At 51.2% G+C, this 26,560-nt stretch carries 25 protein-coding genes and 1 tRNA gene; 11 read left to right on the top strand and 15 right to left on the bottom strand.

Annotation, left to right across the window (positions count from 1 at the left end; translation table 11 throughout):
- Positions 1–33 precede the first annotated feature (33 nt).
- A complete protein-coding gene (locus K7H21_RS04355) occupies positions 34–936 on the top strand; it encodes a hypothetical protein (protein WP_223035607.1) in 903 nt (300 codons plus the stop codon).
- A gap of 128 nt (positions 937–1,064) precedes the next feature.
- On the top strand, positions 1,065–2,561 hold the full coding sequence (locus K7H21_RS04350; protein WP_223035606.1) for an EAL domain-containing protein: 1,497 nt from the start codon (positions 1,065–1,067) through the stop codon (positions 2,559–2,561).
- A 310-nt stretch (positions 2,562–2,871) separates the two neighbouring features.
- On the opposite strand, the gene K7H21_RS04345 is transcribed toward K7H21_RS04350, so the two are convergent.
- Positions 2,872–3,264, bottom strand: coding sequence for a DUF1090 domain-containing protein (locus tag K7H21_RS04345; RefSeq protein WP_223035605.1), 393 nt, complete (start codon positions 3,262–3,264; stop codon positions 2,872–2,874).
- Between the two features lie 1,461 nt (positions 3,265–4,725).
- Between K7H21_RS04345 and K7H21_RS04340 the strand changes: the two genes are divergently transcribed.
- A complete protein-coding gene (locus K7H21_RS04340) occupies positions 4,726–5,061 on the top strand; it encodes a PerC family transcriptional regulator (RefSeq protein ID WP_323053392.1) in 336 nt (111 codons plus the stop codon).
- Positions 5,062–5,989: 928 nt separating this feature from the next.
- Here the strand turns inward: K7H21_RS04340 and K7H21_RS04335 are convergent.
- From K7H21_RS04335 to actS, 7 genes are all read right to left on the bottom strand, one after another.
- Positions 5,990–6,457, bottom strand: a complete 468-nt coding sequence (locus K7H21_RS04335) for a DUF4234 domain-containing protein (RefSeq protein ID WP_223035604.1) — start codon at positions 6,455–6,457, stop codon at positions 5,990–5,992.
- Positions 6,458–6,507: 50 nt separating this feature from the next.
- A complete protein-coding gene (locus K7H21_RS04330) occupies positions 6,508–6,972 on the bottom strand; it encodes a hypothetical protein (RefSeq protein WP_223035603.1) in 465 nt (154 codons plus the stop codon).
- 86 nt (positions 6,973–7,058) lie between these two features.
- A complete protein-coding gene (locus K7H21_RS04325; protein WP_172754582.1) occupies positions 7,059–7,478 on the bottom strand; it encodes a hypothetical protein in 420 nt (139 codons plus the stop codon).
- 57 nt (positions 7,479–7,535) lie between these two features.
- Positions 7,536–8,423: a GTPase family protein gene (locus tag K7H21_RS04320; protein WP_223035602.1), complete on the bottom strand. Its 888-nt coding sequence runs from the start codon at positions 8,421–8,423 to the stop codon at positions 7,536–7,538.
- A gap of 725 nt (positions 8,424–9,148) precedes the next feature.
- A complete protein-coding gene (locus K7H21_RS04315; protein ID WP_223035601.1) occupies positions 9,149–10,327 on the bottom strand; it encodes a tyrosine-type recombinase/integrase in 1,179 nt (392 codons plus the stop codon).
- A 164-nt stretch (positions 10,328–10,491) separates the two neighbouring features.
- Positions 10,492–10,565: transfer RNA gene (locus K7H21_RS04310), tRNA-Gly, on the bottom strand.
- A gap of 80 nt (positions 10,566–10,645) precedes the next feature.
- Positions 10,646–11,371 carry an amidase activator ActS gene (actS, locus tag K7H21_RS04305; RefSeq protein WP_004124922.1) on the bottom strand — a complete coding sequence of 242 codons (726 nt, stop codon included), beginning with the start codon at positions 11,369–11,371 and terminating at the stop codon, positions 10,646–10,648.
- A 331-nt stretch (positions 11,372–11,702) separates the two neighbouring features.
- Between actS and idi the strand changes: the two genes are divergently transcribed.
- Positions 11,703–12,251, top strand: coding sequence for an isopentenyl-diphosphate Delta-isomerase (gene idi / locus K7H21_RS04300; protein WP_223035600.1), 549 nt, complete (start codon positions 11,703–11,705; stop codon positions 12,249–12,251).
- Between the two features lie 40 nt (positions 12,252–12,291).
- Here the strand turns inward: idi and lysS are convergent, their stop codons facing one another.
- The 5 genes from lysS to xerD form a co-directional block, all read right to left on the bottom strand.
- The gene (gene lysS, locus K7H21_RS04295; RefSeq protein ID WP_004124930.1) at positions 12,292–13,809 is read right to left on the bottom strand and encodes a lysine--tRNA ligase; all 1,518 of its coding nucleotides are present in this window, start codon (positions 13,807–13,809) and stop codon (positions 12,292–12,294) included.
- Positions 13,810–13,818: 9 nt separating this feature from the next.
- Positions 13,819–14,917 (bottom strand): peptide chain release factor 2 gene (prfB, locus tag K7H21_RS04290; protein ID WP_098066859.1). Its coding sequence is split into 2 segments (ribosomal slippage): positions 13,819–14,841 and positions 14,843–14,917, totalling 1,098 coding nucleotides; the frame shifts between segments, so codons are not numbered across the junction.
- A gap of 85 nt (positions 14,918–15,002) precedes the next feature.
- Positions 15,003–16,736, bottom strand: a complete 1,734-nt coding sequence (recJ, locus tag K7H21_RS04285) for a single-stranded-DNA-specific exonuclease RecJ (protein ID WP_004124937.1) — start codon at positions 16,734–16,736, stop codon at positions 15,003–15,005.
- A gap of 5 nt (positions 16,737–16,741) precedes the next feature.
- Positions 16,742–17,455, bottom strand: coding sequence for a bifunctional protein-disulfide isomerase/oxidoreductase DsbC (dsbC, locus tag K7H21_RS04280; protein WP_142471602.1), 714 nt, complete (start codon positions 17,453–17,455; stop codon positions 16,742–16,744).
- A 22-nt stretch (positions 17,456–17,477) separates the two neighbouring features.
- The gene (xerD, locus tag K7H21_RS04275; RefSeq protein WP_004124942.1) at positions 17,478–18,374 is read right to left on the bottom strand and encodes a site-specific tyrosine recombinase XerD; all 897 of its coding nucleotides are present in this window, start codon (positions 18,372–18,374) and stop codon (positions 17,478–17,480) included.
- Positions 18,375–18,495: 121 nt separating this feature from the next.
- Between xerD and fldB the strand changes: the two genes are divergently transcribed.
- Positions 18,496–19,017, top strand: a complete 522-nt coding sequence (gene fldB / locus K7H21_RS04270) for a flavodoxin FldB (RefSeq protein ID WP_004124946.1) — start codon at positions 18,496–18,498, stop codon at positions 19,015–19,017.
- Between the two features lie 8 nt (positions 19,018–19,025).
- On the opposite strand, the gene K7H21_RS04265 is transcribed toward fldB, so the two are convergent.
- On the bottom strand, positions 19,026–19,436 hold the full coding sequence (locus K7H21_RS04265; protein ID WP_004124948.1) for a protein YgfX: 411 nt from the start codon (positions 19,434–19,436) through the stop codon (positions 19,026–19,028).
- The gene (gene sdhE / locus K7H21_RS04260; protein WP_004124953.1) at positions 19,417–19,683 is read right to left on the bottom strand and encodes an FAD assembly factor SdhE; all 267 of its coding nucleotides are present in this window, start codon (positions 19,681–19,683) and stop codon (positions 19,417–19,419) included. Before sdhE ends, K7H21_RS04265 begins: the two co-directional genes overlap by 20 nt.
- 244 nt (positions 19,684–19,927) lie before the next feature.
- Here sdhE and ygfZ point away from each other — a divergent pair, with 244 nt between their 5' ends.
- The 6 genes from ygfZ (at position 19,928) to K7H21_RS04230 (ending at position 26,558) form a co-directional block, all read left to right on the top strand.
- Positions 19,928–20,911 (top strand): tRNA-modifying protein YgfZ, encoded by a 984-nt coding sequence (gene ygfZ, locus K7H21_RS04255; protein ID WP_049122979.1) that lies wholly within the window; start codon positions 19,928–19,930, stop codon positions 20,909–20,911.
- Positions 20,912–21,083: 172 nt separating this feature from the next.
- Positions 21,084–23,882, top strand: a complete 2,799-nt coding sequence (gene dagR, locus K7H21_RS04250; protein WP_004124960.1) for a transcriptional regulator DagR — start codon at positions 21,084–21,086, stop codon at positions 23,880–23,882.
- A gap of 120 nt (positions 23,883–24,002) precedes the next feature.
- Positions 24,003–24,428, top strand: a complete 426-nt coding sequence (locus tag K7H21_RS04245) for a PTS sugar transporter subunit IIA (RefSeq protein WP_004124962.1) — start codon at positions 24,003–24,005, stop codon at positions 24,426–24,428.
- A gap of 12 nt (positions 24,429–24,440) precedes the next feature.
- Positions 24,441–24,926, top strand: a complete 486-nt coding sequence (locus K7H21_RS04240) for a PTS sugar transporter subunit IIB (protein ID WP_004124965.1) — start codon at positions 24,441–24,443, stop codon at positions 24,924–24,926.
- A 25-nt stretch (positions 24,927–24,951) separates the two neighbouring features.
- Positions 24,952–25,701 carry a PTS mannose/fructose/sorbose/N-acetylgalactosamine transporter subunit IIC gene (locus K7H21_RS04235; protein WP_004124968.1) on the top strand — a complete coding sequence of 250 codons (750 nt, stop codon included), beginning with the start codon at positions 24,952–24,954 and terminating at the stop codon, positions 25,699–25,701.
- Complete coding sequence (locus K7H21_RS04230; protein WP_162626088.1) at positions 25,698–26,558, top strand: PTS system mannose/fructose/sorbose family transporter subunit IID; 861 nt, start codon at positions 25,698–25,700, stop codon at positions 26,556–26,558. Before K7H21_RS04235 ends, K7H21_RS04230 begins: the two co-directional genes overlap by 4 nt.
- Positions 26,559–26,560 lie beyond the last annotated feature (2 nt).

Below are 26,560 nucleotides of genomic sequence, written 5' to 3'. Positions count from 1 at the left end.
ACATTACCGTTAAATTTTATGGAGAGCATACCATTGAGAGTCTTTTTACAGTCTGATTCTATCGCCAGGGAAAGTAAATTTTCGCACGTTACTCATCATTGTCTCGGGAAGAAAGTTAGCTGGTGTCTGTTAAATTCACTTATTATTCTGGGCATGCTGAGTCAGCCGGGGATGGCATCACCGGTAATTAATAATACTGGTGGTGAGCGCAGTGGTAAGATAACGGCTGAGCAACTGGATATGGATAATGTTGGTCAGGCAATGGCGATGTATCTGGTACAACATCCTGAGTTTTTAGTTGCCGCGAGTGAAACATTACGTCAGCAGCAAAAAATTGCACAGCAGCAGGCGATGGCTCAGGCGGTTCTGGGGCAACTGACCGGATTATTGCATTCAGTGAGTACACCATCATTCGGTCCGGAAAAAGCACCGGTTGCTGTGGTGGCATTTGTTGATTTCAGACAGCCCGAGAGCCTTGCACTGATTCCCCGCCTTGTTAACTTGTCGTCAGAACATCCGCAAGGGATTCGGGTGATCATTAAAGGTCTATCTCTTCCGGGGGGAGTGGATAATAACCATGAAGAGGAAATCATTGTGGCGGGTATGCTCATCCGCGAAGATAGGGGGGAGGTTATTTACAAAACATATCTCTCACGTATCGCCGATATTTTATCTCACGATACGCCAGACAAGAAGAACGTAATTGCAGCGACAATAAAAGAGTTTACTGACGAAGTATCGTTGCCTGATTTTAGAGAGAAAAGCCAGAAGGTATTGAAGGACGATCTTACTCTGGCCGGTAGTCTGGGATTGACCAGATTCCCCGCGTTGCTTATCATCCCGCGAAACGGGGCCGACCTGCAGAACACAACTGTATTAACAGAAAGAATTAATGAAGATGCAATATCGCAGGGGGTGTTAAGAGCAGGCCTCTAGACTCCACGTTCACAAAAATAATAAGCACAAGACTAATTATTTTTAAAGTAAGCATGTTTTGGATAGACTCACTCTGAAGTATGCATAATCTACAGAAATCTTGAAGATATATCTCCCAGGTGTAAGAAATGAATAATGATAAGAATGAAGATTGTTGTCGGGACAGTCGCTGGGGAATTATATCTCCGTGTAATTATGCTGCCTCAGGCCTGAGTCATCTTCTTAAAAGTGTCTTTGAAAAAGAGTCTGTGAGTGTGGTCATCAATGAAGATACTGACATATCTGAGATTCTCCTGAAGATGACAAACTCGGAAGTTAACAGCTATATGGTTTACCTTCCTGATGAACCTTTTTATTTTCTCTTGGTCCTGAGAATTATTATTACCGCAGATAAATATTATTGTCCTCAGTCGAAGTTCATATTTGTCAGTGGCGTGTCGTGCTTCTGGGTCAGACAGAATATTTTACACATGTCAGAAGGCTCTTTTGATCATTTCGTAACCAAGGTTATTTCCTCAAAACTGGGTGTAAAACGTCTTGGTATGTATATCGAGCGGACTGAATTAAACCTGCCTTATGAAGTAAGAGAATACTATATCGCCGAAAAAAGCGGCATCGACACACCGGCACTGACCTTGCGTGAAGCCGAGGCTCTTATCGACTATTTCAGTTTGCCCGGGAGCACACTTGTCCCGAGGAATAGTCAGGTAGCACCCAAGACACTGTATAATCAGAGAAAATCGGGACTAAAAAAAATGGTCGAAAACTCAGCAGAGCTGGCCAGGAGACTTTCTGGTGCATCCAGGAGATGGAAGGCAGCGATCGCCCCTGATGAATTATCTTCCGGCGAGAAAGAATTTATAGCAGGTATTGAGATGCAGGAGGTATACCCTGTTTTTCAACCTATCGTGGACACTTCACGACAGATATGTGGGGTTGAAATACTAACCCGCTGGTGTCAGAAGGGAAAGAATATTCCACCAGAAACGTTTATACCGGAACTAAAATCCGAAAGTGTTTTGTTGCTGCTGACGGCGATGGGTCTCAAAAATGCCATTGACGGCATTAACAGGTACGATGGGAAAGTCTTCTTTTCGGTTAATATTCATTCTAAATTAGCTGGGTGTTCCGGGCTGATAAGAATGTGTGCCGAGGCATGCCGTCAGATAAAAAATATGCAATGGCGAAACCGGCTCGTACTTGAATACTCTGAAAAATCAGACTTTCACAAGTCGCACGATATTATAGATGTGCTGGAGTCCATCAGTACGCTGGGCGTGACACTTTATCTCGATGACTGCTTCTCTGAAGGAAGTGTATTTTTCCCGGTCAGAAAATACTCTTTCGACGGGTATAAGCTGGATAAAAGTATTGTAGATAATATATTGACCAGCAAAGAAGATATGGCATTAATTACTTCGCTTGCAGGTTATTGCTCTATGACCGGGAGACACTGCATCGCTGAAGGGGTTGAAGATATGTTTACATTTGAAAAACTAAAGAAGTTAGGTATTGAACTCTTTCAGGGATATCTGTTCTATAAGCCCGTGAGCATAACCGACCTTACATCTTTGATTCAGGGATCGAAGTGTGCTGATAGTCTGAAGCATACAGATATTTCCTGACTATTCAGAAGAATGTTAAAAATTACTATCACAGCATAACATAATGATAAAACTAACAGATTTTACAGGCAAAACGGTGATTGTCAGGATAACTGAAATACGCATGGTGCACAGTCATGGAGATAAATCGGTTGTATTTATAAAGGACATTCAAGAACCTATTAAAGTTAATCACAGACTCGAAGAGATAGAAGAGCTCATTAAAACGCAGAATGCTATTCTGAACCTTAATGAAAAGTTTTAAAAATCCGCGTCTGAAATATGACGCGGATTTCACGTTACGATCAAGTATCTTCCGGATGTAGGAGTGTTACTTATTCAACTCATTCTGAGCTTTCAGAAGTTCACTTTTGGCTTCCTGAAGTTTCTTTTCTTTCTTACGGATTTTATCCGTACTGCCTGTTTCTTTCGCCCGATCAAGTTCAGCCATTCTTTCATTGACCTTTCTTTCCTTCTCGGCAATTTTATGCTGACGTTCAAGAGTCAGTTTTTCATCAGTACAGTTTTGACGTAATTCACTCAGTGCCTTTTCGAGACCTGATAACCGGTGATGATTGCCATGCTGGGTTGCGTAGTCAATTTGTTGTTGGATTTCATGTTCTTTTGCAGCACATCCCTTCAGTTCACTGGATGCATGTGCTGTGAATGATAAAAGCGAACCAGTTATTGTAAGACAGGCCAGAGTTGTTTTAATGTATCTCATGATATATCCTTATTCAAAATGAAAAGAAGATGGTTTTGCCATCGCTAACAACATTTTATTTTTATAAGTGTACTTTCTTCACATCGTGATGATGATAGGATTATTCTTATAGGTCCATTTTTAAATTATATTTATGCAATCTGAACCTCAATAAAAATTAAATGTCAGCGAAAAAAAACTTGACAAAAATAAGATAAAGCGCGCATTTTATCCGTCACATTTCAAGGAAGGCTATATGCAGGTACTGCTTATTTCACTCGCACTGGTTGCGATATCATTTTCAGTGCTTTTGTTTTTTTATGCTTTCTGGATATTCTTACAGGAAGGTGATGCGCCATTTGTGAGCATACTTGTGGCCCTGGCATTCATTGTCATTACTTTTTATTGCCTCGTATGGCATACACTTCTGGTCCTCAGAAGTCATGGTATCACCGTACATATATACTAGTACGGATAACATTAATAACCAGCCAGATAAAATAAGCATATCTGGATCGATTGAGAAATCCGGACATGGACTGCCCATGTCATTCCGTGAGGGATAATCACACTCCCCCCGAATCATTGACATACAGTACCATACCCGATAAGTTACTGGTAGTGGTGTACCTTTTTTATAAAAAGGGCGTAAACAGCATGTGTTATTTATTGATGCTTAAAAGGACGCGAGTCACGATGGCTGATCAAAGGCTCTCCGGTCGTCACCCGGCACCACACTTGCTACTCATGCAGTCAGGCGTTGTTCTGACTGGGCTAATCATTGATAAAAAATAACCCGCACAGAGAAAGCGGGTCAAACGGTTATGTTTAGAGTGTTCCTGGTTCTTATTTTTAGATATCCAGACCAGGAGAGATAATTTATCTTTTTTTCTACTTTAAGTAAACAGATGCGCTAACATAAATGCTGTGACTTTCACTCTGATTTCTGAATTTAGCTTCATATTCCCAGATACCAGTTATCAATTAGCTTATGGCGGGTATGCCGCATCAAATGCTCCTGTACGAATGGCAGTCCCGGGCAATATGCGGATACTACGTGTTATAGTACCTGAACACCTTCGCATGTTCCTTTCTGTACTGGCAGCAACATAAAAGCCCCAGACAGCAGGAGTAAATCAACCTCTGAGCGGGACAAAGGGGTAGTTGACTTTGTTGCCAGGGGCTGCTTCTCTCAGTATCCCGGAGCATCGTTGAGGAATGTCCCGGCGAATGATAAGAGCAAAAGAATATGCGCCCCGCCTCATCAGGTCAATGTGCCTGAAAGCACTTCAGCTGAAAAAGACGCAACATCAGACCAGTGATTCAGGGTTGAGGATATATAATTGGCCAAGATGTTTTGACCTGTGGCCACGTATTTAAGTCATTACATATTAACCTGACTAAGCGATAGGGTAATGCCGGAGAAACAGAAGCTGGAGAGAGGGACTGAAGGGGTATCCCTACATAACTTACTGTTCGCGAATGAAAATATGGAATAGCAACATTAACCCGGAAGTAAAGGACAAAAGTGAAATGAAGGACAGTAAAGCAGAGGAACTGGAGGCCAGAGGATTATACAGAAGAGCCGCTCAGCGATGGCTTGAAGTCATGCTCATGTCACATGACAGGAATGACCAGGATAAGGCAAGGCAGAAGCATAATGAATGCGTTCGAAAGTCAAAGCGGCCTCCTCACAGGCTCGACAACCTTAGTGGGTTGAGCGAGGCGGCTCAACAAACGCAAATACGAATGGGTCTCAATTTAAAGGCTGGAAGAGACTTCAACGAGCCCCGCGTTTCCCGAAAAAAATCTGACTGACTGAAATAGTATGAAATCAATTCAATCAGAATGTTAACGTTGCGGATTGTAATTTTATACTCAGAGTCAAAGAACGTAATGCCAGTCTATGGTCAGTAATATGACGTACAGTCACCCGGAAGGAAGAATGCCCTTCAGGTGTGACTAAAAGGTGGAAATGGTTGATGTACATGCCAGGTCAACTGTTCTTCATTTTGTTGCGCAAAAATCACACAACCTAACAAAGCTGAAGTTACAGTGGTCCAGGAATCACAGGACCAACGAGCGACACAACTTTTGAATAGTATCGACAGTGAATTATACAGGAGCTAAGCATGGACAAGAGACTAAGTTTCAGACAGTTCCTTGAGATTAACAGCAAACTTATGCATATATCAGACACGTGATCAGACCTATTGGTTATGATTTATTATACATAATTAAGTGTTGGAAGGTTAACAAGACTTAAATACGATCATATAACCGATAACTCATTTAATACAGGCATACGAGGACGACTGGAAGAACTATGTATTGAAAACTGCTCCGATTAAACAGATACTGAAGCGCAGGCGAAGGAGGCATCCGGATGATATATATGTATTCCAGAGTCATTCAAACCATGTGCCCCCCCGCCAGGTTACGGTCATCGCATTCAATACAACCTTAAGGAAGGCAGGTGCAACAAGACCATGTCTGCTTGTGAGCAGCAGCACGAAATACATTACCGGATAACCATTTCTTATGATTAATGAAAAAAGCATTGCAAGTAAGCACATAAAATCTAATCAACACACTATATCATCGATGGATAACATAAGGCCCCATGTTTTTTAAAAGAACTACGAAAACAATTGGTTACCACTGTAATTCTTATGCTTTCTGAATAAACATAAAAAGCAAGTCGGGGAGCCCAGCCGTAACGGCTGGGCTCCCCGGAGAATATTAATTATTTGCTATAGATGATGTTATGTTTTTGTAACTCTGATTCCATGTCATTAATGCAATAAACGATATAGTATATGCTAAAAATAAACGTATAGAATGGATTCATCTTCAGTTCAAATTTAAATTCTTTTAAAACATAAGCCTGTAAGGCTGTTTTGGCTTTGAAAGCCCAGACGATAACCATCACAGTTGATGCCAACGACAGGACTCTTGCGACAAGATCCAGAATTGTCACATCGTCGCTTATCGCGACACCAAAATCTGACAGTAACCAGCCAAATCCGGTTACTATAGACAGCCAGAGAGGATAATCACTGGCAACAAACTCATTTTTCATGTGCTCTGTTAACTTTGGCTGGTTCAGATATAGCCACATCATGGGGTAAATGCCACCAGTTACAACAGACAGCAATACAAACTTTGTTACCTTTATATCGATTTTATTCTTTAGTACATTGATATTTTCCATTTCAATCCTTTATATATGATACTAAAAATTTGCCGGGTACTTGTCGCCTGTCAATAATTGAATGACCATTGACCTTTATTGGTATTGATGACAATCTCAATGGGGGCGTAGTCCGTGTATGAACTATTTGTATTTGAATGAAAAACCCAGGTTTTGGAGAAATTCAGCACGCCGCTTACACCGAGAGGTTCATCCCGTTGGGCCGAGGTACTATTTTCTCGCGGCATAATAGCATTACGGTTTAAACGCTCCATGATCTGACGTTCTTTTTCGGCAGACATCGGCGCAATAGCATCGGTTTTACATTGACCTCGATTAAGTATAACACCATTAACTACCAGCCCATCAGTCATTGATGTGATTGTATATTTATAGCGGTAGCTGTATATACCACTATGGACATAAGTTTTAGACGTTTGCACTAACATTTTGAATGGTGATTTCTGCTGACCAGCATTCGCAGAAAATACTGACACTGAAATAATCAGCATAAGAGATTTAATATATTTCTCCACTTCAGGCTCCTTCTTAATCTGGTAAACCCATTAGCTAGATCCGAATAAGCAATAATCATTGAGAATTGTCATATCAATAAAGGATATTAATGATTGACATATTGCGCTATGTTATTCGCAAAGTTACTGCCATCTAACTTGATTTCAGTTATAAACTTCTGCCCTTTCCAGACCTGAATGAAAGGACCGCCCCGCAAATATTCTCCAACCTCATAGGTATAATTACCGTTGGGTATGCTCACACTCTGATCACCATTTCCTGCCATACTGAAATCAACTTTTTCAGCAGGAATATTGAGTAAAATTTCAGGTTTACCGGAATCCCTACCAAAAACATAGCGGACGTTACCGTAGACATAACACACGCCGACATGCTTCCCACCCTTAAGGGTATATGCATCAAAGATGGTTTGTTCGCCATCACAGGAATCTTCCGGGTTTGCATAAGCAGACACAGAGAGCACACCTGCGCTTAACAGCATTGCACCGCCGAGTAATCTTTTCATACTTAATCCTTCATCAATGAGAAAAGCCCCCTGAGTTTCAGGAGGCTGAACAGATTTTTAACCGAAGAAGAAATTCCAGGCTTTCTTTAAACCACCGACAACGGCAGATTTCGCCGCTTTCACCACGACTGCCACCGGTTTTGGTAGCGTGGCATCAATAACGTCATCAAGGATCCGTTCAACGGTATCTCCGAACCCTTCTGTAGCTTCTTCTACGACGTTTTTTGTTTTGTGTTCCTCCTTTACCTGCGAAGCTACACCGCTTTGCGCATGCTTCGGGAGAGCCCGAACCATCGCTTCAACCAGTTGAGTCACGTTGTAACCTTCACTGGCCGCAACAGCGATAACCGGATGGTCAGTAAAACCAAGCTGGCGAGTGATATCTGCTTTCTTGTCGCTGATATTCTTCAACTGAGCCGGGGAAGGTTGAGCATTTTTCAAGTCCCACTCTCGGCAAGGCTCAATCTTGTCTACCTGATTAAGCACAAACAGCGTCTTCTCTTCACCCCCGGCAGGTTTCAGAACGTTTTTGTAAAAATGTTCATCGGCTGAAAATGCTCGATCATCCCCTTTAATGACCCAGAGAACGAGATCGAGCTTCGGAAGCAATTCCCGATAAAGCTGCTCGTACTCACTGTCACGCACTGCACTTTCACCCACCCCCGGAATATCAATCATTCTGATTGCGCGTTTGCCAAACTGGATGCGTACTTCCTGTGTTTCCCGTGTACATGCTTCCACATCACTGACTGCACAAATATTCCCTTTGAAGATCGCATTACACAGGCTGGATTTACCCGCACCGGTCTTACCCATGATGCCAATCACTGGCTCATAGTTGATAACCTCATTTATTCGCCTTGAAATACTCTCCCTGATATTTTCAGGTAAAATCTCCAGTGCATCTTTGACCGGGTTAAAACCGCCTTTATCTTTGTATTCCATTAACTCCCTCTCTTTTCTAATCAATCCAGACAAAAATATTGCTGCGAAAATCATCGAACAACGTCCAAAAATCCCAGCAGGTAACTCACTGATGAAGACAAATTTTTGTGATCTTTTCAGGAAGGCTGAGAGGTGTAAAATTGTTAATACCGATCGAAATTTAGAAACTGATCTGTTTTACCTATCGATAAAAACGATCAATAACACACAATAGATAGTTATTATCTATTAAAATAATCAATACCGATCGGTCGCGCAGATCAATAAGAAAAAGTAATTAAGAAAATGAATGGGGATTTACTGAGTTTTTTGGTGAGTAGATAGAAGGAAAACCAAAGCTAATTAGTCAAATGTATGTTCACAGTCACGACATTCATATTGATCGAACAGGACGCCATCAAGCGATGCTCCTGTTACCGCGCCACCCGTCGCACCGGCGACAAATCTTCCCAGTATTGCGCCAATGACAGCCCCTGTAGCTGTTCCCACCACCGGACCAACAGAATCTATTGCTGCCCTCGTACCTGCACCACTAAGAGCGCCAGCCGCTCCGCCGACAATACCTCCTGCCTTCCTACCAATATTTCGCTCACTGACGCGCTCAGAACCACATTGCGGGCATATCGTAGTCATTTGTTATTCTCCTGATTTTGGGTTGTTAAAAAGCAAAAAGGCACCCGAACATTAATGAAGGGATGCCTTCTCTATTTAATGTACTGCTTTACTTACGAAGCTTTCAGTGAGTCGAGGTAATCCGCATACCACTGCATCATATCTCGCCTTCCGTCCAGATACTGCGCATGGTTGTATGTGCCGCGAATGCTGTTCTTATCCACATGGGCAAGCTGTAGCTCAATCCATGCTGAATTAAAGCCCTGCTCATGCAAAATGGTACTCATCGTGTGGCGGAAACCATGCCCTGTAACTCGACCGGCATACCCTATACGCCTAACCAAAACAGTAAGGGCCATATCGCTCATTGGTTTTTTAGGGTCGATTCGTCCCGGAAATAATAAGCCGCTAATGCTTGTTATAGGACGGAGTTGATTAAGAAGCGCTATTACCTGACTCGACAATGGAACCATATGAGGACGTTTCATCTTCATTCGCTCTTTTGGAACATTCCATAGCTGCTTTTCAAAATCAAACTCTGACCATTCTGCCTTACGCAGCTCTCCAGGTCTGACGCCCGTGAGCATCGTTAATTTCATAGCGATTTTAACCAGGATGCTTCCACTGTAGGTTTCTAGAATACGTAGAAAATCCGGCAATTCCTCCTTGGTCAGGAAGGCATAGTGCTCTTTCTCATGCGGTACTAGCGCACTCGCTAAATCAGGTGCCGGATTATATTCAGCTCTCCCCGTGATCACTGCGTATTTCCAGACTTCTCCGCAGCGCTGCCGAACCTTTCTGGCCTTCTCTGTTGCACCTCGTTCTTCCAGCTTTGAGAGAACGTCAAGCAATTCAAGCGGTTTAATATCTTTGATTGGTCTGTGCCCAATGAAAGGAAACACGTCCTTTTCAAAGGTTCTCATCATTTCTTCACGATATGAAACAGACCAGTTATCAAACCGCCTTTTGTACCACTCCCTGGCAATCGCCTCAAATGAGCTTTCAACCTCGATCTGACGGGAGAGCTTGTCCAGCTTTCTCTCCTGCGCAGGATCTTTCCCTTCTCCAAGTAATTTTTTAGCCTCTTCTCTGCGATTGCGAGCCTGCGCCAGCGTAACGTCAGGATAAACGCCAACAGCCAGAAGCTTCTCTTTACCAGCAAAGCGGTACTTGAGACGCCAGTACCGTGAACCGTTAGGGTTAACCAGCAGATAGAGGCCTCCACCATCAGAAAGTTTGAAAGCTTTATCTCTTGGTTTCTGCGTGTCTATTTGACGAATAGTAAGTTTCATAGGGGGTATCTCCCAAACAGGGGTATCAAAATACCCCCTATCGTACCCCCACAACAGGCTTGACCTGGATAGAAGTACATTGAGTTCAGTAGACTATTAAACAAGTAAAATCGTTGATATTACAAGGGTTAGTTGAGTTCAGGAGAGTCACGTAGAAGTAAGTTTGGAGCGGGCGAAGGGAATCGAACCCTCGTATAGAGCTTGGGAAGCTCTCGTTCTACCATTGAACTACGCCCGCGAAGAGGTGCGAGGGCCATTATAGACCTTACGCACCCGCTGACAAGCCCAAACCAGGCTAACTGCCGATAAAATAACCTTTTAGCACTTGGGCTTACTGCCCTGCGGCGGCAAATAGCGCAGCGGGTCGATCGCCGTCGCCCGGTAGCGAATCTGGAAGTGCAGACGCACGGAATCCGCATCCGAGCTGCCCATGGTGGCGATCTGCTGGCCGATCTTCACGCTCTGGCCATTGTTCACCATCAGCTTGTCGTTGTGCGCATAGGCGCTGATATAGTCCTCATTATGTTTAATCATAATCAGGTTGCCGTAGCCGCGCAGCTGGTTGCCCACGTACACCACCTTGCCCGCCCCTGCCGCATACACCGGCTGGCCGCGCTTACCGGCGATATCGATACCTTTATTGCCGCCATCGCTGGTGGAGTATGGCAGCACTACTTTACCGCTGGTTGGCCAGCGCCAGCAGCGTTGCCCGACCGGTGGCCAGGAGGACTGCGGCACCGCCGAAGATGGCGTCACGGCTGCGGTACGTTTCGCTGACGATTTCTTGCCGGATGCCCCCGCCTTCGCCGTAGTCCCTGAGCCGCTGTTCAGCTTCAGCTTTTGCCCAACTTCGATGGTATAGGGAGGTGAAATATTATTGAGACGGGCGAGATCCCTGACGCTGGTGCCAGTGGAACGTGAAATAGCGTACAGCGTGTCGCCGCGCTTCACGGTATAGGTGGAACCGGAATCGGATGAGCTGGAACACCCCGCGACGATCAGGCTGCTCAACAACATTATTGCGATAACAAAGCGTTTTCTCATCAGGCGTCCTGCGCTTAACACAAACATTCACCTCAAAACCAGGGGGGATTATCATACCAGTCCCCAGGGCAATCCCCAATCGCTACCCTTCATACAGAAGTATTAAAGGCCGGCTAAGCGGCTACATATCATCGCCAGGATCTTCATGATGCTTCGGGTTAAACGGCTAGTTAATCCATGAGCCGCCTGGCGGCGCATCTGTAATATCACACTCTCCCCCGTGGCCAACATGTTTTGGTAATGCCTTTGTCCCATTTATGGGCTACCCTAGTGGCCTGAGTACATGACCCGGCGGGTTTGTGCCGGGTCATTTTCTATTTCAGGAGTTGTCATGGCCGGGGAACATGTCATTTTGCTGGACGAGCAAGATAAGCCTACAGGTATGCTGGATAAGTATGCCGCCCACACCCTCAATACCCCTCTGCATCTCGCGTTTTCCAGCTGGCTGTTCAATGAACAAGGCCAACTGCTGGTCACGCGCCGCTCGCTGGGCAAAAAAGCCTGGCCAGGCGTGTGGACAAACTCAGTCTGCGGGCATCCGCAAACCGGCGAAACCTTCGAACAGGCCGTTGAGCGCCGCTGCCGCTTTGAGCTCGGCGTTGAGATTACCCGCATCGTCCCGGTCTTTCCGGAGTTCCGTTACCGGGCCGTCGCGCCGAATGGCATTGTCGAAAACGAGGTCTGTCCGGTCTATGCGGCACGAGTCGCCAGCGCATTACGGATAAATCCTGACGAAGTGATGGATTTTCAATGGAGCCATCTTGCGGATGTGTTAAGCGGGATTCGCGCGACGCCGTGGGCTTTTAGCCCGTGGATGGTGCTGCAGTCGGCGGACGATAATGCGCGTAACGCATTAATCAGCTTTAGCAATCAGGCATAAAAAAACCCAGCTCTGCTGGGTTTTTTTATTCGCGTAATGCTTATTTTACCGGACGCATCGCCGGGAACAGGATCACGTCGCGGATGGTGTGGCTGTTGGTAAACAGCATCACCATACGGTCGATACCGATACCGAGACCCGCAGTCGGCGGCAGACCATGCTCCAGCGCGGTCACGTAGTCTTCGTCATAGAACATCGCTTCGTCGTCACCGGCGGCTTTCGCGTTAACCTGATCGAGGAAACGCTGCGCCTGGTCTTCCGCATCGTTCAGCTCGCTAAAGCCGTTACCGATTTCACGCCCGCCGATGAAGAATTCAAAACGATCGGTGATTTCCGGGTTCTCGTCGTTACGACGCGCCAGCGGAGAGACTTCTGCCGGATATTCGGTAATGAAGGTCGGCTGGATCAGATGCGCTTCCGCCACTTCTTCGAAAATCTCGGTCACGATGCGGCCCAGACCCCAGCTCTTCTCAACGTGAACGCCGATGCTTTCCGCAATGGCTTTTGCAGAATCGAAGTTATCCAGATCGGCCATCTCGGTTTCCGGACGGTACTTCTTGATCGCTTCGCGCATGGTCAGTTTTTCAAACGGCTTGCCGAAATCGAAAGTCTGATCGCCGTAAGGCACTTCAGTATGGCCGAGAACGTCCTGCGCCAGGGTGCGGAACAGGGATTCGGTCAGCTCAATCAGATCTTTGTAGTCCGCATAGGCCATATAGAGTTCCATCATGGTGAACTCTGGGTTATGGCGAACGGAGATACCTTCGTTACGGAAGTTACGGTTGATCTCGAACACGCGCTCGAAGCCGCCAACCACCAGGCGCTTCAGGTACAGTTCCGGCGCGATACGCAGGTACATATCCAGATCCAGCGCGTTGTGATGGGTGATGAACGGACGCGCAGATGCGCCGCCAGGGATCACCTGCATCATCGGGGTTTCGACTTCCATAAAGCCGCGACCGACCATGAACTGGCGGATGCCCGCCAGGATCTGCGAACGCACTTTAAAGGTGTTGCGCGATTCATCGTTGGAGATCAGATCCAGGTAGCGCTGACGATAGCGCGCTTCCTGATCCTGCAGGCCGTGGAATTTGTCCGGCAGCGGTCGCAGGGCTTTGGTCAGCAGACGCAGCTCGGTGCAGTGGATAGAGAGCTCGCCGGTCTTGGTTTTGAACAGCTTACCGCGCGCCGCGATGATATCGCCGAGGTCCCATTTTTTGAACTGCTCGTTATAGACGCCTTCCGCCAGATCGTCGCGGGCAACGTACAGCTGAATGCGGCCGCCAACGTCCTGCAGCGTAACGAAGGAGGCTTTACCCATGATACGACGGGTCATCATGCGGCCAGCGACGGCGACTTCAACGTTCAGCGCTTCCAGCTCTTCGTTTTCTTTGCCATCGAAGTCAGCGTGCAGTTGGTCAGAGGTGTGGTCACGACGGAAATCATTCGGGAACGGGATACCCTGCTCACGCAGCGCGGCCAGCTTCTCACGACGGGCTTTCAGTTCATTATTAAGGTCAATTGCCGCGTCAGCGCCCTGTGCTTGTTGTTCAGACATGTTGGTTCCTCATAACCCTGCTTTCAAACTTGCTTCGATAAATTGATCCAGGCTGCCGTCCAGCACCGCCTGAGTGTTGCGGGTTTCCACCCCGGTGCGCAGATCTTTAATGCGGGAGTCATCCAGCACGTAAGAACGGATCTGGCTGCCCCAGCCGATGTCGGATTTGGTGTCTTCCATCGCCTGCTTCTCGGCATTTTTCTTCTGCATTTCCAGCTCATAAAGCTTCGCTTTCATCTGCTTCATGGCCTGGTCTTTGTTCTTGTGCTGTGAACGGTCGTTCTGGCACTGGGTCACTAAGCCGGTCGGAATGTGGGTAATACGCACCGCGGATTCCGTACGGTTAACGTGCTGACCGCCCGCGCCGGATGCGCGATAAACGTCAATGCGCAGATCCGCCGGGTTAATGTCGATATCAATATCGTCATCCACTTCCGGATAAACGAACGCGGAGCTGAAAGAGGTGTGGCGGCGGCCGCCGGAATCGAACGGGCTCTTACGCACCAGGCGATGAACGCCGGTTTCGGTACGCAGCCAGCCGTAGGCGTAGTCGCCGATAATCTTGATGGTCACGGACTTAATGCCCGCCACTTCGCCTTCAGACTCTTCAATAATCTCGGTCTTGAAGCCGCGCGCTTCTGCCCAGCGCAGATACATGCGCGTCAGCATGCTGGCCCAGTCCTGCGCTTCCGTACCGCCGGAACCGGCCTGGATATCGAGGTAGCAATCGGCGCTGTCGTATTCACCGGAGAACATGCGGCGGAATTCCAGCTGCGCCAGCTTCTCTTCCAGCACATCGAGCTCAGCGACGGCTTCGTTGAAGGTCTCTTCGTCGTCGGCTTCAACGGCCAGCTCCAGCAGGCCGGAAACGTCCTCCAGCCCCTGAGACATCTGATCCAGCGTATCCACGATAGCTTCCAGCGAGGAACGCTCTTTGCCCAGCGCCTGTGCGCGCTCGGGCTCGTTCCAGACGTCCGGCTGCTCCAGCTCGGCGTTTACTTCTTCGAGACGTTCTTTCTTAGCATCGTAGTCAAAGATACCCCCTAAGAACGCCCGAGCGCTCCGTGAGGTCCTGAATGCGGTTTTTTACCGGATTTATTTCAAACATGGTCGGTTTCTTTTAATGGATTCGTCAAAATGCGGTGATAAGAGCGGAATTCTACCGGATTCGCGCTCTCATTAATATACTGTTGTCAATTTGGCCAGAGGTGGTCGATGATCAGCTGCAGGCTGCGGTTGCCGCGGAACTCGTTGATATCAAGCTTATAGGCAAGCTGAACTTCGCGAACGCCGTTATCCGGCCAAAGGGAAGTATCAACATTGAACGCGATACCGTCCAGCAGCGGGCCGCCGCCGACCGGTTCAACCATCACCTTCAGATGACGCTCGCCGACCAGCCGCTGCTGCAGCAGACGAAAACGCCCGTCAAACAGCGGCTCGGGGAACATCTGCCCCCACGGCCCGGCGTCGCGCAGCATCTGCGCGACCTCCATGCTCATTTCTGCCGCCGCCAGCGGACCGTCGGAGACCACTTCGCCCTGCAGCAGCGCCGGATCGAGCCACTCGGTCACCAGCTCGCCAAAGCGCTGCTGGAACTCTTCAAAGCGCGCCTCTTCCAGCGATAGTCCTGCCGCCATGGCATGGCCGCCAAACTTCATAATCAGCCCCGGATAGAGGGTATCCAGGCGCTCCAGCGCATCGCGCATATGCAGCCCCTGAATCGACCGGCCGGAGCCTTTGAGCGTACCGTCGCCGGTAGGCGCAAAGGCGATAACCGGGCGATGAAAACGCTCTTTGATACGCGAGGCCAGAATACCGACAACGCCCTGGTGCCACTGCGGGTGGTACATCGCCAGGCCGCCGGGTAGCGTCTCGCCGCTGCGCTCCAGCTTCTCACACAGGGTCAGCGCTTCCGCCTGCATCCCCTGCTCTATCTCTTTACGCGTCTGGTTCAGCGCGTCCAGCTCATTGGCCAGCACCCGCGCTTCGCCGGTGTTGTCGCACAGCAGCAGCGCCACGCCGACGGACATATCGTCCAGCCGTCCAGCCGCGTTCAGGCGCGGACCGAGCGCAAACCCGAGATCGCTTGCCGCCAGCTTTTGCGGGTCGCGGTTGGCGATTTCCAGCAGCGCTTTAATGCCCGGACGGCATTTCCCCGCCCGAATGCGGCTCAGCCCCTGCCAGGTCAGGATCCGGTTGTTGGCATCCAGCGGTACGACGTCCGCCACGGTGCCAAGCGCCACCAGATCGAGTAAATCAGCCAGATTCGGCGGCGCGATGCCGCGCTCCTCAAACCAGCCTTTATCGCGCAGAAAAGTGCGCAGCGCCAGCATCAGATAAAAAGCCACACCCACCCCGGCCAGCGATTTCGACGGGAACTCACAGTCGCGCAGGTTCGGGTTAATAATCGCTTCCGCCGCGGGCAGCGAATCCCCCGGCAGGTGGTGATCGGTCACCAGCACCGGAATACCCAGCGCGTGGGCATGATCGACGCCAGCGTGCGAAGAAATGCCGTTATCCACGGTCATAATCAGCTGCGCGCCGCGGGCGTGAGCCTGATCGACCACTTCTGGACTCAGGCCGTAGCCATCCTCAAAACGGTTTGGCACCAGGTACGAAACGTTGCTATACCCCAGCGCGCGCAGGGCCAGCACGCTCAGCGCGGTGCTGGTGGCGCCGTCGGCGTCAAAGTCGCCGACCACCACGATGTGCAGCCCCTGCTTAAATGCGCCATAAAGTATCTCTACTGCTTTTTCGACGCCGGTCAGCTGCGACCACGGCAGCATGCCTTTCACCCCCCGCTCCAGCTCCTGCGCGCTGCGCACGCCGCGGCTGGCGTACAGCCGCTGCAACAGCGGCGGGAGATCGGCAGGTAAATCGACGCCGTCAACCGCCTCACGGCGGCGTAGTTGTATCTGTTGTTTCACGCGAATCAGTTACCGCTTGTCTGTTTTTGATGCTCATCAAGGAGCGCTTTCAGGTCTTTAGGATCGCGATAGCCGGGCATCAGCGTGCCGTCGCTCAGCACCATCGCCGGCGTGCCGTTAACGCCAAGCTGAACGCCGAGAGTGTAGTGCTTAGCGATATCAACATCGCAGCTGGCCGGCTGTACGCCTTTGCCACTCATCGCGTTATCCAGGGCTTTGTTGCGATCCTTGGCACACCAGATAGACTTCATGTTCTGTTCGGCTTCGCTTTGCAGCCCCTGGCGCGGGAAGGCCAGATAGCGCACGGTAATCCCCAGCGCGTTGTAGTCGCTCATCTGTTCGTGCAGTTTATGGCAATAGCCGCAGGTAATATCGGTGAAGACGGTGATGACGTGTTTTTCCTGCGGCGCCTTATAGACGATCATCTCTTTTTCCAGCGCGTTCAGCTTACCGACCAGCAGCGTATTGGTGACGTTTACCGGCCGCGCGCCGCTGAGGTCGTACATCGGCCCCTGGATAATGTGCTTACCGTCATCGGTAACGTATATCACGCCGCTGTCCGTCAATGCGGTGCTGATGCCTTTGATCGGCGAAGGTTGCACGTCCGAACTCTGCACGCCCAGCTTCGCCAGCAGTTGCTTAATCGCCGCGCTATCCGCATGTGCCGCACCAGATAAGGTGGTCGCCAGCAGAGTGAACATCAGTAAACCTTTTTTCATACTCAGTCCTTTTTTTCAGCACTCACGCACGCGGGTGATGCTGTTGATGGAGTTGTCGCAGACGCTCGGTCGCCACGTGGGTGTAGATCTGCGTCGTGGAGAGATCGCTGTGTCCTAACAGCATCTGCACCACGCGTAAGTCAGCGCCATGGTTAAGTAAATGCGTAGCAAACGCGTGGCGTAACACGTGCGGGGAGAGCTTTTCGCTATCAATCCCCGCCAGTACGGCATAATGCTTAATTCGATGCCAGAAGGTCTGGCGCGTCATCTGCTGCGCGCGCTGGCTGGGGAAAAGCACATCGGACGCCACGCCGTTCAGCAGCCAGGGACGGCCGTATTCAAGGTAGTTCTCAACCCACAGCACCGCCTCTTCGCCTAACGGTACCAGACGTTCTTTATTTCCTTTACCAATCACGCGCAGAACGCCCTGGCGCAGGCTAATGTCGCTCATGGTCAGGCCCACCAGCTCGGAAACGCGCAGACCGGTGGCGTACAGCACTTCCAGCATCGCTTTATCGCGCAGCTCCAGCGGCTGTTCAACCAGCGGCGCCTGGAGCAGCCGCTCCACCTGCGCCTCGCTCAGATCCTTCGGCAACCGCTGCGGCAGCTTTGGTGAGGCCAGCAGCGCGCTGGGATCGTCCGGGCGAATTTTCTCCCGGTAAAGATGCTGGAAGAAGCGACGCACCGCGCTTAGCAGGCGCGCGGTGCTGGTGGCCTTGTAGCCGCCGGTTTGCCGCTCCGCCAGCAGCGACTGGAGATCTTCGCCGCTGACGCTGGCAAGCGACAGGCCACGATGATGCAGCCATTCGACCACCATCGTCAGGTCCCGGCGATAGGCGCTTAGCGTGTTTTCAGCCAGATTACGCTCCAGCCATAAGGCATCAAGAAACTGCTCGATTCGTGCGAGATCCTGTTCCACTCCGGCCTCTTTGCTTATTAAAACGGCGCCATTATACCCTAAATAATTCGAGTTGCAGGCGGGCGCGGCCTTTCTGGTACACTAAGCGCAAAGTCACAGCAAGAATTGAGACGTTTCCGCGATGAACATAGGTCTTTTTTACGGTTCCAGCACCTGCTACACCGAAATGGCGGCAGAAAAAATCCGCGATATTATCGGCCCTGAACTGGTCACGCTGCACAACCTGAAAGATGATTCCCCTACCCTGATGACGCAGTATGACGTGCTGATCCTCGGCATTCCGACCTGGGATTTCGGCGAGATCCAGGAGGATTGGGAGGCCGTCTGGCAGCAGCTTGATACGCTGGATCTGCAGGATAAAATCGTCGCGCTGTACGGCATGGGCGACCAGATCGGCTACGGCGAATGGTTCCTCGACGCGCTCGGTATGCTGCACGATAAGCTGGCGACCAAAGGGGTTAAGTTCATTGGCTACTGGCCTACCGAAGGCTATGAATTCACCAGCCCGAAACCGGTCATCGCCGACGGCCAGCTGTTCGTTGGCCTGGCGCTTGATGAAACGAACCAGTACGACCTGAGCGATGAGCGCATTCAGAACTGGTGCGAGCAAATCCTCGGTGAAATGGCTGAGCAGTTCTCCTGAGCCCTTGCCTACTCTTGCGTCGGTTTCTGTAACACTAGCCGACGCAGGTCGCGCCATTCTCCCGCGTCCATGCTATCCGCCGCGACCCACAAATGCTGGGTACGTTGGTTTTCCGTATTCCGCAGGCGCAGCAGCATGCCGCTGTTGATTACCCACGGCGTGCCGATGATATCCCACTCTGCCTTTTGCCAGCGCAGACGCGAGTCGATCAGCAGCTTTATTTCACCCTGACGGGCGTGGATCCGCCGCTGGCTGCGTACGCAGTCGAAGACTACCAGCGACAGCAATATCAGCCACAGCGGGGTATAGCTCAGCGGCCAGGGCAATACCAGCACCAGCGCCGCCACCACGCCGTGCATCAGCAGTGAGAACCACTGCGCGCGCCACGAGATGCGTAAATCAGATTGCCACAGGACCACGTTCCCGATTCCGAGTCTGAATTAATTTTACCATCCGCTGCAGTTCAGCATCAGCCGGCTCGCCATGATTCATCAACCAGTTGAACAGATCCGGATCGTCATTTTCCAGCAGGCGGATGAATAACGCCTTATCGCCATCGCTTAGCGTGTCGTACTCATGCTCGAAAAACGGCATGATGGAGATATCGAGTTCACGCATACCTCGACGACATGCCCAGTGGATGCGGGCTTTATTGTTAATGTCCATGTTTTACTTCCTACTTATAAATATCTCTTAGTTTAACCCGTTTTCGGCGCTGACTTCACTGGAATATCAAGATTCGCGAGCGCTATTCCATGAAATCCTTAAAATAATCAGGTTATTGATTATTTCGCTCGTTTTGGCTCCCGGTTTTTTAGGGCACGAATGGCCTGTCAAAAGCGCTTGCATTGCACCATAGCTCTTTTACCATTAGTCACACACTCTGCGTTAAGCTATTCAGGATATGACTATGGCTTTTACACCTTTTCCTCCGCGTCAGCCTTCCTCTTCCGCTCGTCTGCCGTTAACGCTGATGACGCTGGACGACTGGGCGCTGGCGACGATTACCGGTCCGGATGGCGAAAAATATCTGCAGGGGCAGATTACCGCCGACGTCAGCCACCTGACCGACGAGCAGCATCTGCTTGCCGCGCATTGTGACGCCAAGGGCAAGATGTGGAGCAATCTTCGCGTTTTCCGCCGCAACGAGGGTTTTGCGTGGATTGAGCGCCGCAGCCTGCGCGATGCGCAGCTGACCGAACTGAAAAAATACGCGGTGTTCTCTAAGGTGACCATCGCCGCCGATGATGAATCCGTGCTGCTGGGCGTTGCCGGTTTCCAGGCGCGCGCTGCGCTGTCGCCGCTGTTTAGTCAGCTGCCGAACGCCGAGAAACAGGTGGTCAGCGAAGGCGCTACCAGCGTGCTGTGGTTTGAGCATCCGGCCGAGCGCTTCCTGCTGGTGACCGATGTGGCAACCGCCACCCGCATCACCGATACCCTGCGCGGCGAAGCGCAGCTCAACAATAGCCAGCAGTGGCTGGCGCTGAATATCGAAGCCGGTCTGCCGGTTATCGACAGCGCCAACAGCGCGCAGTTTATTCCGCAAGCCACCAACCTGCAGGCGCTGGGCGGCATCAGCTTCAAAAAAGGCTGCTACACCGGCCAGGAAATGGTAGCCCGCGCTAAATTCCGCGGCGCCAACAAGCGCGCCCTGTGGTATCTGGCGGGAACGGCCAGCCGCGTGCCTGAAGCCGGGGAAGACCTGGAGCTGAAAATGGGTGAAAACTGGCGCCGTACCGGCACCGTTTTAGCTGCCGTACAGCTGGACGACGGCCGTCTGCTGGTGCAGGTGGTAATGAATAACGATATGGAGCCGGACAGCGTGCTCCGCGTGCGCGACGATGCCGGTAGCCTGAGCATTGAGCCGCTGCCGTATTCGCTGGAAGAGCGTTAAAGCGACATTCCCGGCCGCCTTCTCCCCGGAGGCGGCGCTACCCTACCCGCAAACCACGAAACACCCGCGACCGCGCTTTGCGCAAATGCGCCATCTCTGGCCCAGGCCACTTTCTTGCGTAGAATAATAGTGTATGTTCTGAACAATCATTTATTTCTTAAGCGGTAAAGAGATGAGACGGATTGAGGTCATACTGGGGGAACTGGAGCGGCTAACGCGCGGGCTGAGTCTTGCGGATCTGGAACAGGAAACAGCTTTTACGGCGGAAGCCATCGGCTTTAACCTCGGGCTTGCGCGTAACTCGGTCAGTAAAGACCTCAATCAGTTATGGAACGACGGCCTGGCGATTAAAAGCAAAGGGCGACCGGTGTTCTTTCTGCACCGTCAGGCAATGGAAACGCTGTTGGGGCGCAGACTGAATGATACCGAATGTGAAGTGCGCACGGTTGGCGACCTTCTACCGCATCAGGAAGATCGCTCGCCGGATGACCCCTTCAGCGGGCTGATTGGCTACGACCGTAGCCTCCGTGACGCGGTGGAAAAAGGCCGCGCCGCGGTGCTTTATCCTCACGGGCTCCATGTGCTGTTGACTGGCCCCTCCGGTGTGGGAAAAACTTTCTTTGCCGAACTGATGCACCGCTTTGCCTGCGAACACGCCGCGGGCTCCCCCCCGCCGCTGGTCTACTTTAACTGCGCCGAGTATGCGCACAACCCGGAACTGCTCTCTTCGCATTTATTTGGTCATCGGCAGGGCGCCTTTACCGGCGCCAGTGAGAATAAAGCCGGTCTGGTGGAGCAGGCGGACGGCGGGTATCTGCTGCTTGATGAGGTGCATCGCCTGCCTTATGAAGGGCAGGAAAAACTCTTCTCCATTCTCGATAAAGGTCAATATCGCCCGCTCGGTTCAAGCGCCACGGCGCGTTCCATCACGGTACGCTTGATTTGCGCCACTACCGAACCGGTCAGTTCGGCGCTGCTGCGAACGTTCCAGAGGCGCATCCAGGTCTGTATCGATCTTCCTGGGATCCGTCAGCGCTCGGTGGAGGAACAGGTGGAGCTTATCGTCGGTTTTCTCCAGCGTGAGAGCCGCAAAATTGAGCGTACGGTCAGTATCGACAAAACGCTGTTGCTCTGGTTGCTGAATAAGCCGCTGGAAGGCAATATCGGCCAGCTCAAAAGCGATATCCAGTTTCTTTGCGCCCAGGCGTGGGCCGCGGGAATGACCGAGCATAACGACACGCTCCGGCTGGATAAACGGCTGGTAGACATGCCGTTCAACGCCACCCCGGAACAGCGCCTGCTCGTCGATACCTTGTTTGACGGCCAGGATCGGCTAAGCGTCGATGCGCGCACGTTACCCGCATTGAAAACCTCTCTGGCGACAGGAGCGGAGATCGAAGAAAGCGATCTGTTTTACAGCTTCCTCACCCGCGAATACATCAACCTGCGCAACAGCAATGTCCCACCGGCTGAGACGCTGGCGATCCTCAAAAACAAACTCAGTTCAATCTTTGAATATGGTCTCTACAGCCGCGACAGCGTGGCCCATCCGCCGCGCTACGGCGATCGGATTGAAGAGCGGGTGACCCTGCTGATTGGCTGTGTGGAACAGGTGCTGGGCTTTACGCTGCCAGAAAACCTGATGAATCCGCTGCGAAAACACTTTCTGGCGCTGATTGGCTACGTCCAGCGCGGGCTGATCCCGCAGCTCTACTCCTCCAGCCTGATCCTCGACCGCTGCAAAGACGAGTATGAAAACGCGACTCTGCTGTGCCGGAAAATCAACGAGCTGCTGCATATTCAGTGCCCGGCGACGGAGATTGTCTGGTTATGTCTGTTCCTGAAAGAGTGCCGCCATTATCGCCAGCGTATCGACGCCAGTCCCGACTGCGGCGTCATTTTAATCGCTCACGGCGCGACGACCGCGACCAGCCAGGCCCAGTACGTCAATCGAGTGCTGGAGCGGGAGCTGTTCAGCGCCATCGATATGCCATTTGAGCAGTCGGTGCATGACACGCTGGAAACGCTAACCCAGCTGATCCAAACCCAACGCTACCGGCGGCTGATTCTGATGGTGGATATCGGCTCACTGGTGCATTTTGGCAGTACCATCAGCAAGTTATTCCAGATTGACGTCCTGTTACTGCCAAATATTACGCTGACCAGCCTGCTGGAGCTGGGTCTGGATTTAAGCTATGAAACCAGCGAGCTACCGCAGCTTGCGGAATTAATGCAGAGTAAAAATATCCCCTGTCAGCTCTGTACTCCGCAGCAGGAGAATGGCGGTAAGGTGCTGGTGATCTCCTGCATTACGGGCATGGGAACCGCAGAGAAAATCAAAAAAGTGCTGGAGGAAAGTTTTGGCGAGCTGATGTCACAGGATACGCGAATGGTAATCCTTGATTACAACGAGGTTCGCAGCCTGGAGCGCGTTCAGCAGTCGCTGCTGGCCGGTGAGCGGCTAGCGGGGATTGTCGGCACCTTCCAGCCGGGGCTACCGGACATTCCGTTTATCTCACTTGAAGAGCTGTTCTCCGAGCAGGGGCCGGAGCTGGTGCTTAGCCTGCTCACGCCGGACCTTTCAAGCAGTGAGCGCCGTCTGGAGATGGAGCGCAGCGCGATGCGATTTATCAGCGCGCTGACCATGGAAAGTATCATCAACCATATTTCGGTACTCAACCCCCAGCGTATTCTTAAAGAGATGGAAGGCGTGTTTAACCATTTAACCACCTCGCTTTCGCTAAAACCCAGCCGCCAGGTGACACTACGCTTCCTGATCCACTGCTGTTGTATGGTCGAGCGTATCGTGATTAACCGAAAACCGTTACAGATGTCGCTGGAGAGCCAGCCCGCGCTGGACGTCCGCGCGTTTAGTGTCATTAAATCCGCCTTCCAGCCGATCGAAGAGGCTTATGCCATTCGGTTATCCGACGCGGAATATTTTTATATCTACGAACTGCTGTATCGCTAACCCCTTAACTGGCGTGGCTTTACGCTGCGCCAGCCCCTCTTATCCCCCCATGTGACACTAATTCTGGCATAGCCTTTGCTCTTATTACGTATGTCAACGTAATAGCGCCAGGAGGCCATTTTGATTACCACTGAACCCTTGTCCCAGATCCTGCTGCTGACCCATGGCGGCTGGGGACAACAGCTCTGCAACAGCCTGTGCATGGTGACGGGCGAAATTAAAGGCGTAACGGAAATAGCCCTGATGCCCGTCGATACATTGGGCGAGTTTTATCAGCGCGTAGAAGCTGTCGTGAAAACCCTCCCCGAAGGCTCACTTATTCTGACCGATTTTATCGGTGGGACTACCTCTAACGTGGCCGCGCGGCTAAGCGCCGATTATCCGGTGGCGGTGATTTCCGGACTGAATGCCTCGCTGCTGCTGGAGGCGCTGGACAAGCGTGAACAGGGGCCGCTATCCGCCTGCGTAGCCGACTTAGTTGAAGCCGCGCGCAGCAGCTGTCTGGACGTTGTCGCCCACGTTCGTCAGCTACAACAATCACAATAAGGAAAAAATATCATGGCTAACATCGTGTTATGTCGTATCGACAGCCGCCTCATTCATGGTCAGGTGGTGACAAAATGGGTCGGACAATCCCAGGCCAACCGGATTGCGGTAGTGAGTGATGAGCTGGACGCCGATCCGTTTATGAAAAATATCTATCTGATGGCGGCACCGCCAAACATCAAAGTGGATTGCTACAGCAATCAGAGCTTTGCCGCATCGTGGAAAGAAAACCAGCTTGGTGACGGCAGCGTGTTGGTGCTGTTCCCTTCCCTCGCGGCGATTCAGGAGGCCGTACAGCTCGGGTTTGATGTTTCCGCCATTCAGGTTGGCGGCTTAGGCGGCGGGCCGAACCGCAAGGTCGTTTTCCAGAACATCACGTTGGATGAAAAAGACGTTGCCATTCTTCACGACCTGAAAAGTCGAGGGATTAAGGCGGTCTTCCAGACTATCCCGGAAGATAAGCCGCAGTCGCTGGACGATATCCTGAAAAAATTCTAATCCTCTGATAACAGGGTAAATAATTATGGATACTTTAGTCTTTGCAAGCCTGATGGGATTGTATTACTGGTTTGCCCGCTTACGCCTTGGCTACACCTTCTCCGCCATGCTGCTTCAACCCGTGGTGATCGCCGTTTTTGTCGGCCTGCTGCTGGGCAACATGGAAACAGCGATGATTATTGGCGCTGGCATGCAGCTGGTTTACCTCGGCGTGACCTCAACGCCCGGCGGTAACGTGCCGTCAGATCCGGCGCTGGCCGCCTGCATCTCAATTCCTATTGCCGTAAAAGCCGGAATGGATCCGAACCTGGCCATCGCGCTGGCCATCCCGTTTGGCGTGATCGGCGTATTCCTTGACCAGCTTAGACGCACGCTGAACGCCGCGTGGGTCCATATGGCGGATAAACACGCGGAAACGGCCAACATGGGCGGTATTATGCGCTGCGCGTTCCTCTACCCGGCATTGCTCGGCCTGGTGCTGCGTTTCCCGGTGGTGTTTGCTGCCAACTATTTTGGCCAGGACGTGGTGGAAAGTTTCCTCAAGCTGATGCCGCACTGGTTGACTCACTCCTTTGAAATTATGGGCGGCATTCTGCCGGCGCTGGGCTTTGCCATCACCATTATGGTGATCGGCAAGAAGAGCCTGCTGCCGTGGTTTATCGGCGGATTCTTTGCGGTGCTGTACCTGAAGGTGGACATCATGGCGATGGCGATCTTTGGGACCTGCGTGGCCTTCCTGATTAAAGGCCTGGCGAAAAATGAAGGAGCAGCATGATGAGTAGCGACGTAATGCAGCATGAACTGGTTGAGCGCGCACGTGAGAGCGGTACGCTGACCAAAGCGGACATCACCAAGGCCTGGTTTATCTACTGGCTGGGCGCGGAAGTTTCCAGCTCCTATGAACGTTTACAAAGTCTGATTTTCTGCGCCTCCATGACGCCGATTATCAAAAAACTCTACCCGCAAAAAGAAGAGCAGGTGGAGGCGCTAAAACGCCATCTGAACTTCTTCAACTCTGAGCAAACCTTTGGCGCGGTGATTCAGGGGATCTCGATTGCGATGGAGGAGCAGAAAACCCGCGGAGAACCGATTAGCGACGCGTCTATCACCGGGATTAAGACCGGGCTGATGGGGCCGCTGGCCGGGATGGGGGACTCGATCATCTGGGCGGCCGTCATGCCGTTGCTGATTGCTATTTTCATCCCGTTCGCCGCCAGCGGCAGCGCGATGGGCGGCATTGTGCCCTTAATTCTCTATCCGGCCATTACGCTGGCGATCAGCTACGGCATGGTGCACAAAGGCTACACCCTGGGACGCGACTCAATAATCGGCCTGCTCCAGGGAGGACGAATTAAGGAGCTTATCTACGGCGCGAACGTGCTGGGCCTGATTATGATGGGCGCGCTCTCCGCAAGCTACGTCAAAATCACCACCCCCTTAAAGCTCAGCGCGCTGAAGGGCTCGGAGGTGGTGGTCCAACAAATTCTCGACTCTATCGCGCCCGGCCTGTTGCCGCTGGCGGCGGTGTTTGCCATCTACTTCTATCTGGTGAAGAAAGGGCCGCGCTACACCACCATTCTGCTGTCAATTGTCGCGCTCAGCGTGGTCTGTTCGCTGCTGGGAGTGCTGTAAAC

Origin of the sequence: Klebsiella sp. CTHL.F3a, assembly GCF_019890895.1 — a bacterium.
Classification (GTDB): Bacteria; Pseudomonadota; Gammaproteobacteria; order Enterobacterales; family Enterobacteriaceae; genus Klebsiella; species Klebsiella grimontii.
This window is presented reverse-complemented; position numbering and strand designations above follow the sequence as displayed.

Excerpts from the sequence above, each read along its gene's own strand:
- actS (WP_004124922.1), bottom strand. The coding sequence starts at position 11,371 with ATGAGAAAACGCTTTGTTATCGCAATAATGTTGTTGAGCAGCCTGATC.
- K7H21_RS04240 (WP_004124965.1), top strand. The coding sequence starts at position 24,441 with ATGGCTAACATCGTGTTATGTCGTATCGACAGCCGCCTCATTCATGGT.
- fldB (WP_004124946.1), top strand. The coding sequence starts at position 18,496 with ATGAACATAGGTCTTTTTTACGGTTCCAGCACCTGCTACACCGAAATG.
- dagR (WP_004124960.1), top strand. The coding sequence starts at position 21,084 with ATGAGACGGATTGAGGTCATACTGGGGGAACTGGAGCGGCTAACGCGC.
- K7H21_RS04335 (WP_223035604.1), bottom strand. The coding sequence starts at position 6,457 with ATGGAAAATATCAATGTACTAAAGAATAAAATCGATATAAAGGTAACA.
- K7H21_RS04315 (WP_223035601.1), bottom strand. The coding sequence starts at position 10,327 with ATGAAACTTACTATTCGTCAAATAGACACGCAGAAACCAAGAGATAAA.
- K7H21_RS04350 (WP_223035606.1), top strand. The coding sequence starts at position 1,065 with ATGAATAATGATAAGAATGAAGATTGTTGTCGGGACAGTCGCTGGGGA.
- K7H21_RS04340 (WP_323053392.1), top strand. The coding sequence starts at position 4,726 with ATGAAAATATGGAATAGCAACATTAACCCGGAAGTAAAGGACAAAAGT.
- K7H21_RS04235 (WP_004124968.1), top strand. The coding sequence starts at position 24,952 with ATGGATACTTTAGTCTTTGCAAGCCTGATGGGATTGTATTACTGGTTT.
- sdhE (WP_004124953.1), bottom strand. The coding sequence starts at position 19,683 with ATGGACATTAACAATAAAGCCCGCATCCACTGGGCATGTCGTCGAGGT.
- idi (WP_223035600.1), top strand. The coding sequence starts at position 11,703 with ATGGCCGGGGAACATGTCATTTTGCTGGACGAGCAAGATAAGCCTACA.
- K7H21_RS04230 (WP_162626088.1), top strand. The coding sequence starts at position 25,698 with ATGATGAGTAGCGACGTAATGCAGCATGAACTGGTTGAGCGCGCACGT.
- K7H21_RS04325 (WP_172754582.1), bottom strand. The coding sequence starts at position 7,478 with ATGAAAAGATTACTCGGCGGTGCAATGCTGTTAAGCGCAGGTGTGCTC.
- K7H21_RS04345 (WP_223035605.1), bottom strand. The coding sequence starts at position 3,264 with ATGAGATACATTAAAACAACTCTGGCCTGTCTTACAATAACTGGTTCG.
- K7H21_RS04320 (WP_223035602.1), bottom strand. The coding sequence starts at position 8,423 with ATGGAATACAAAGATAAAGGCGGTTTTAACCCGGTCAAAGATGCACTG.
- ygfZ (WP_049122979.1), top strand. The coding sequence starts at position 19,928 with ATGGCTTTTACACCTTTTCCTCCGCGTCAGCCTTCCTCTTCCGCTCGT.
- dsbC (WP_142471602.1), bottom strand. The coding sequence starts at position 17,455 with ATGAAAAAAGGTTTACTGATGTTCACTCTGCTGGCGACCACCTTATCT.
- lysS (WP_004124930.1), bottom strand. The coding sequence starts at position 13,809 with ATGTCTGAACAACAAGCACAGGGCGCTGACGCGGCAATTGACCTTAAT.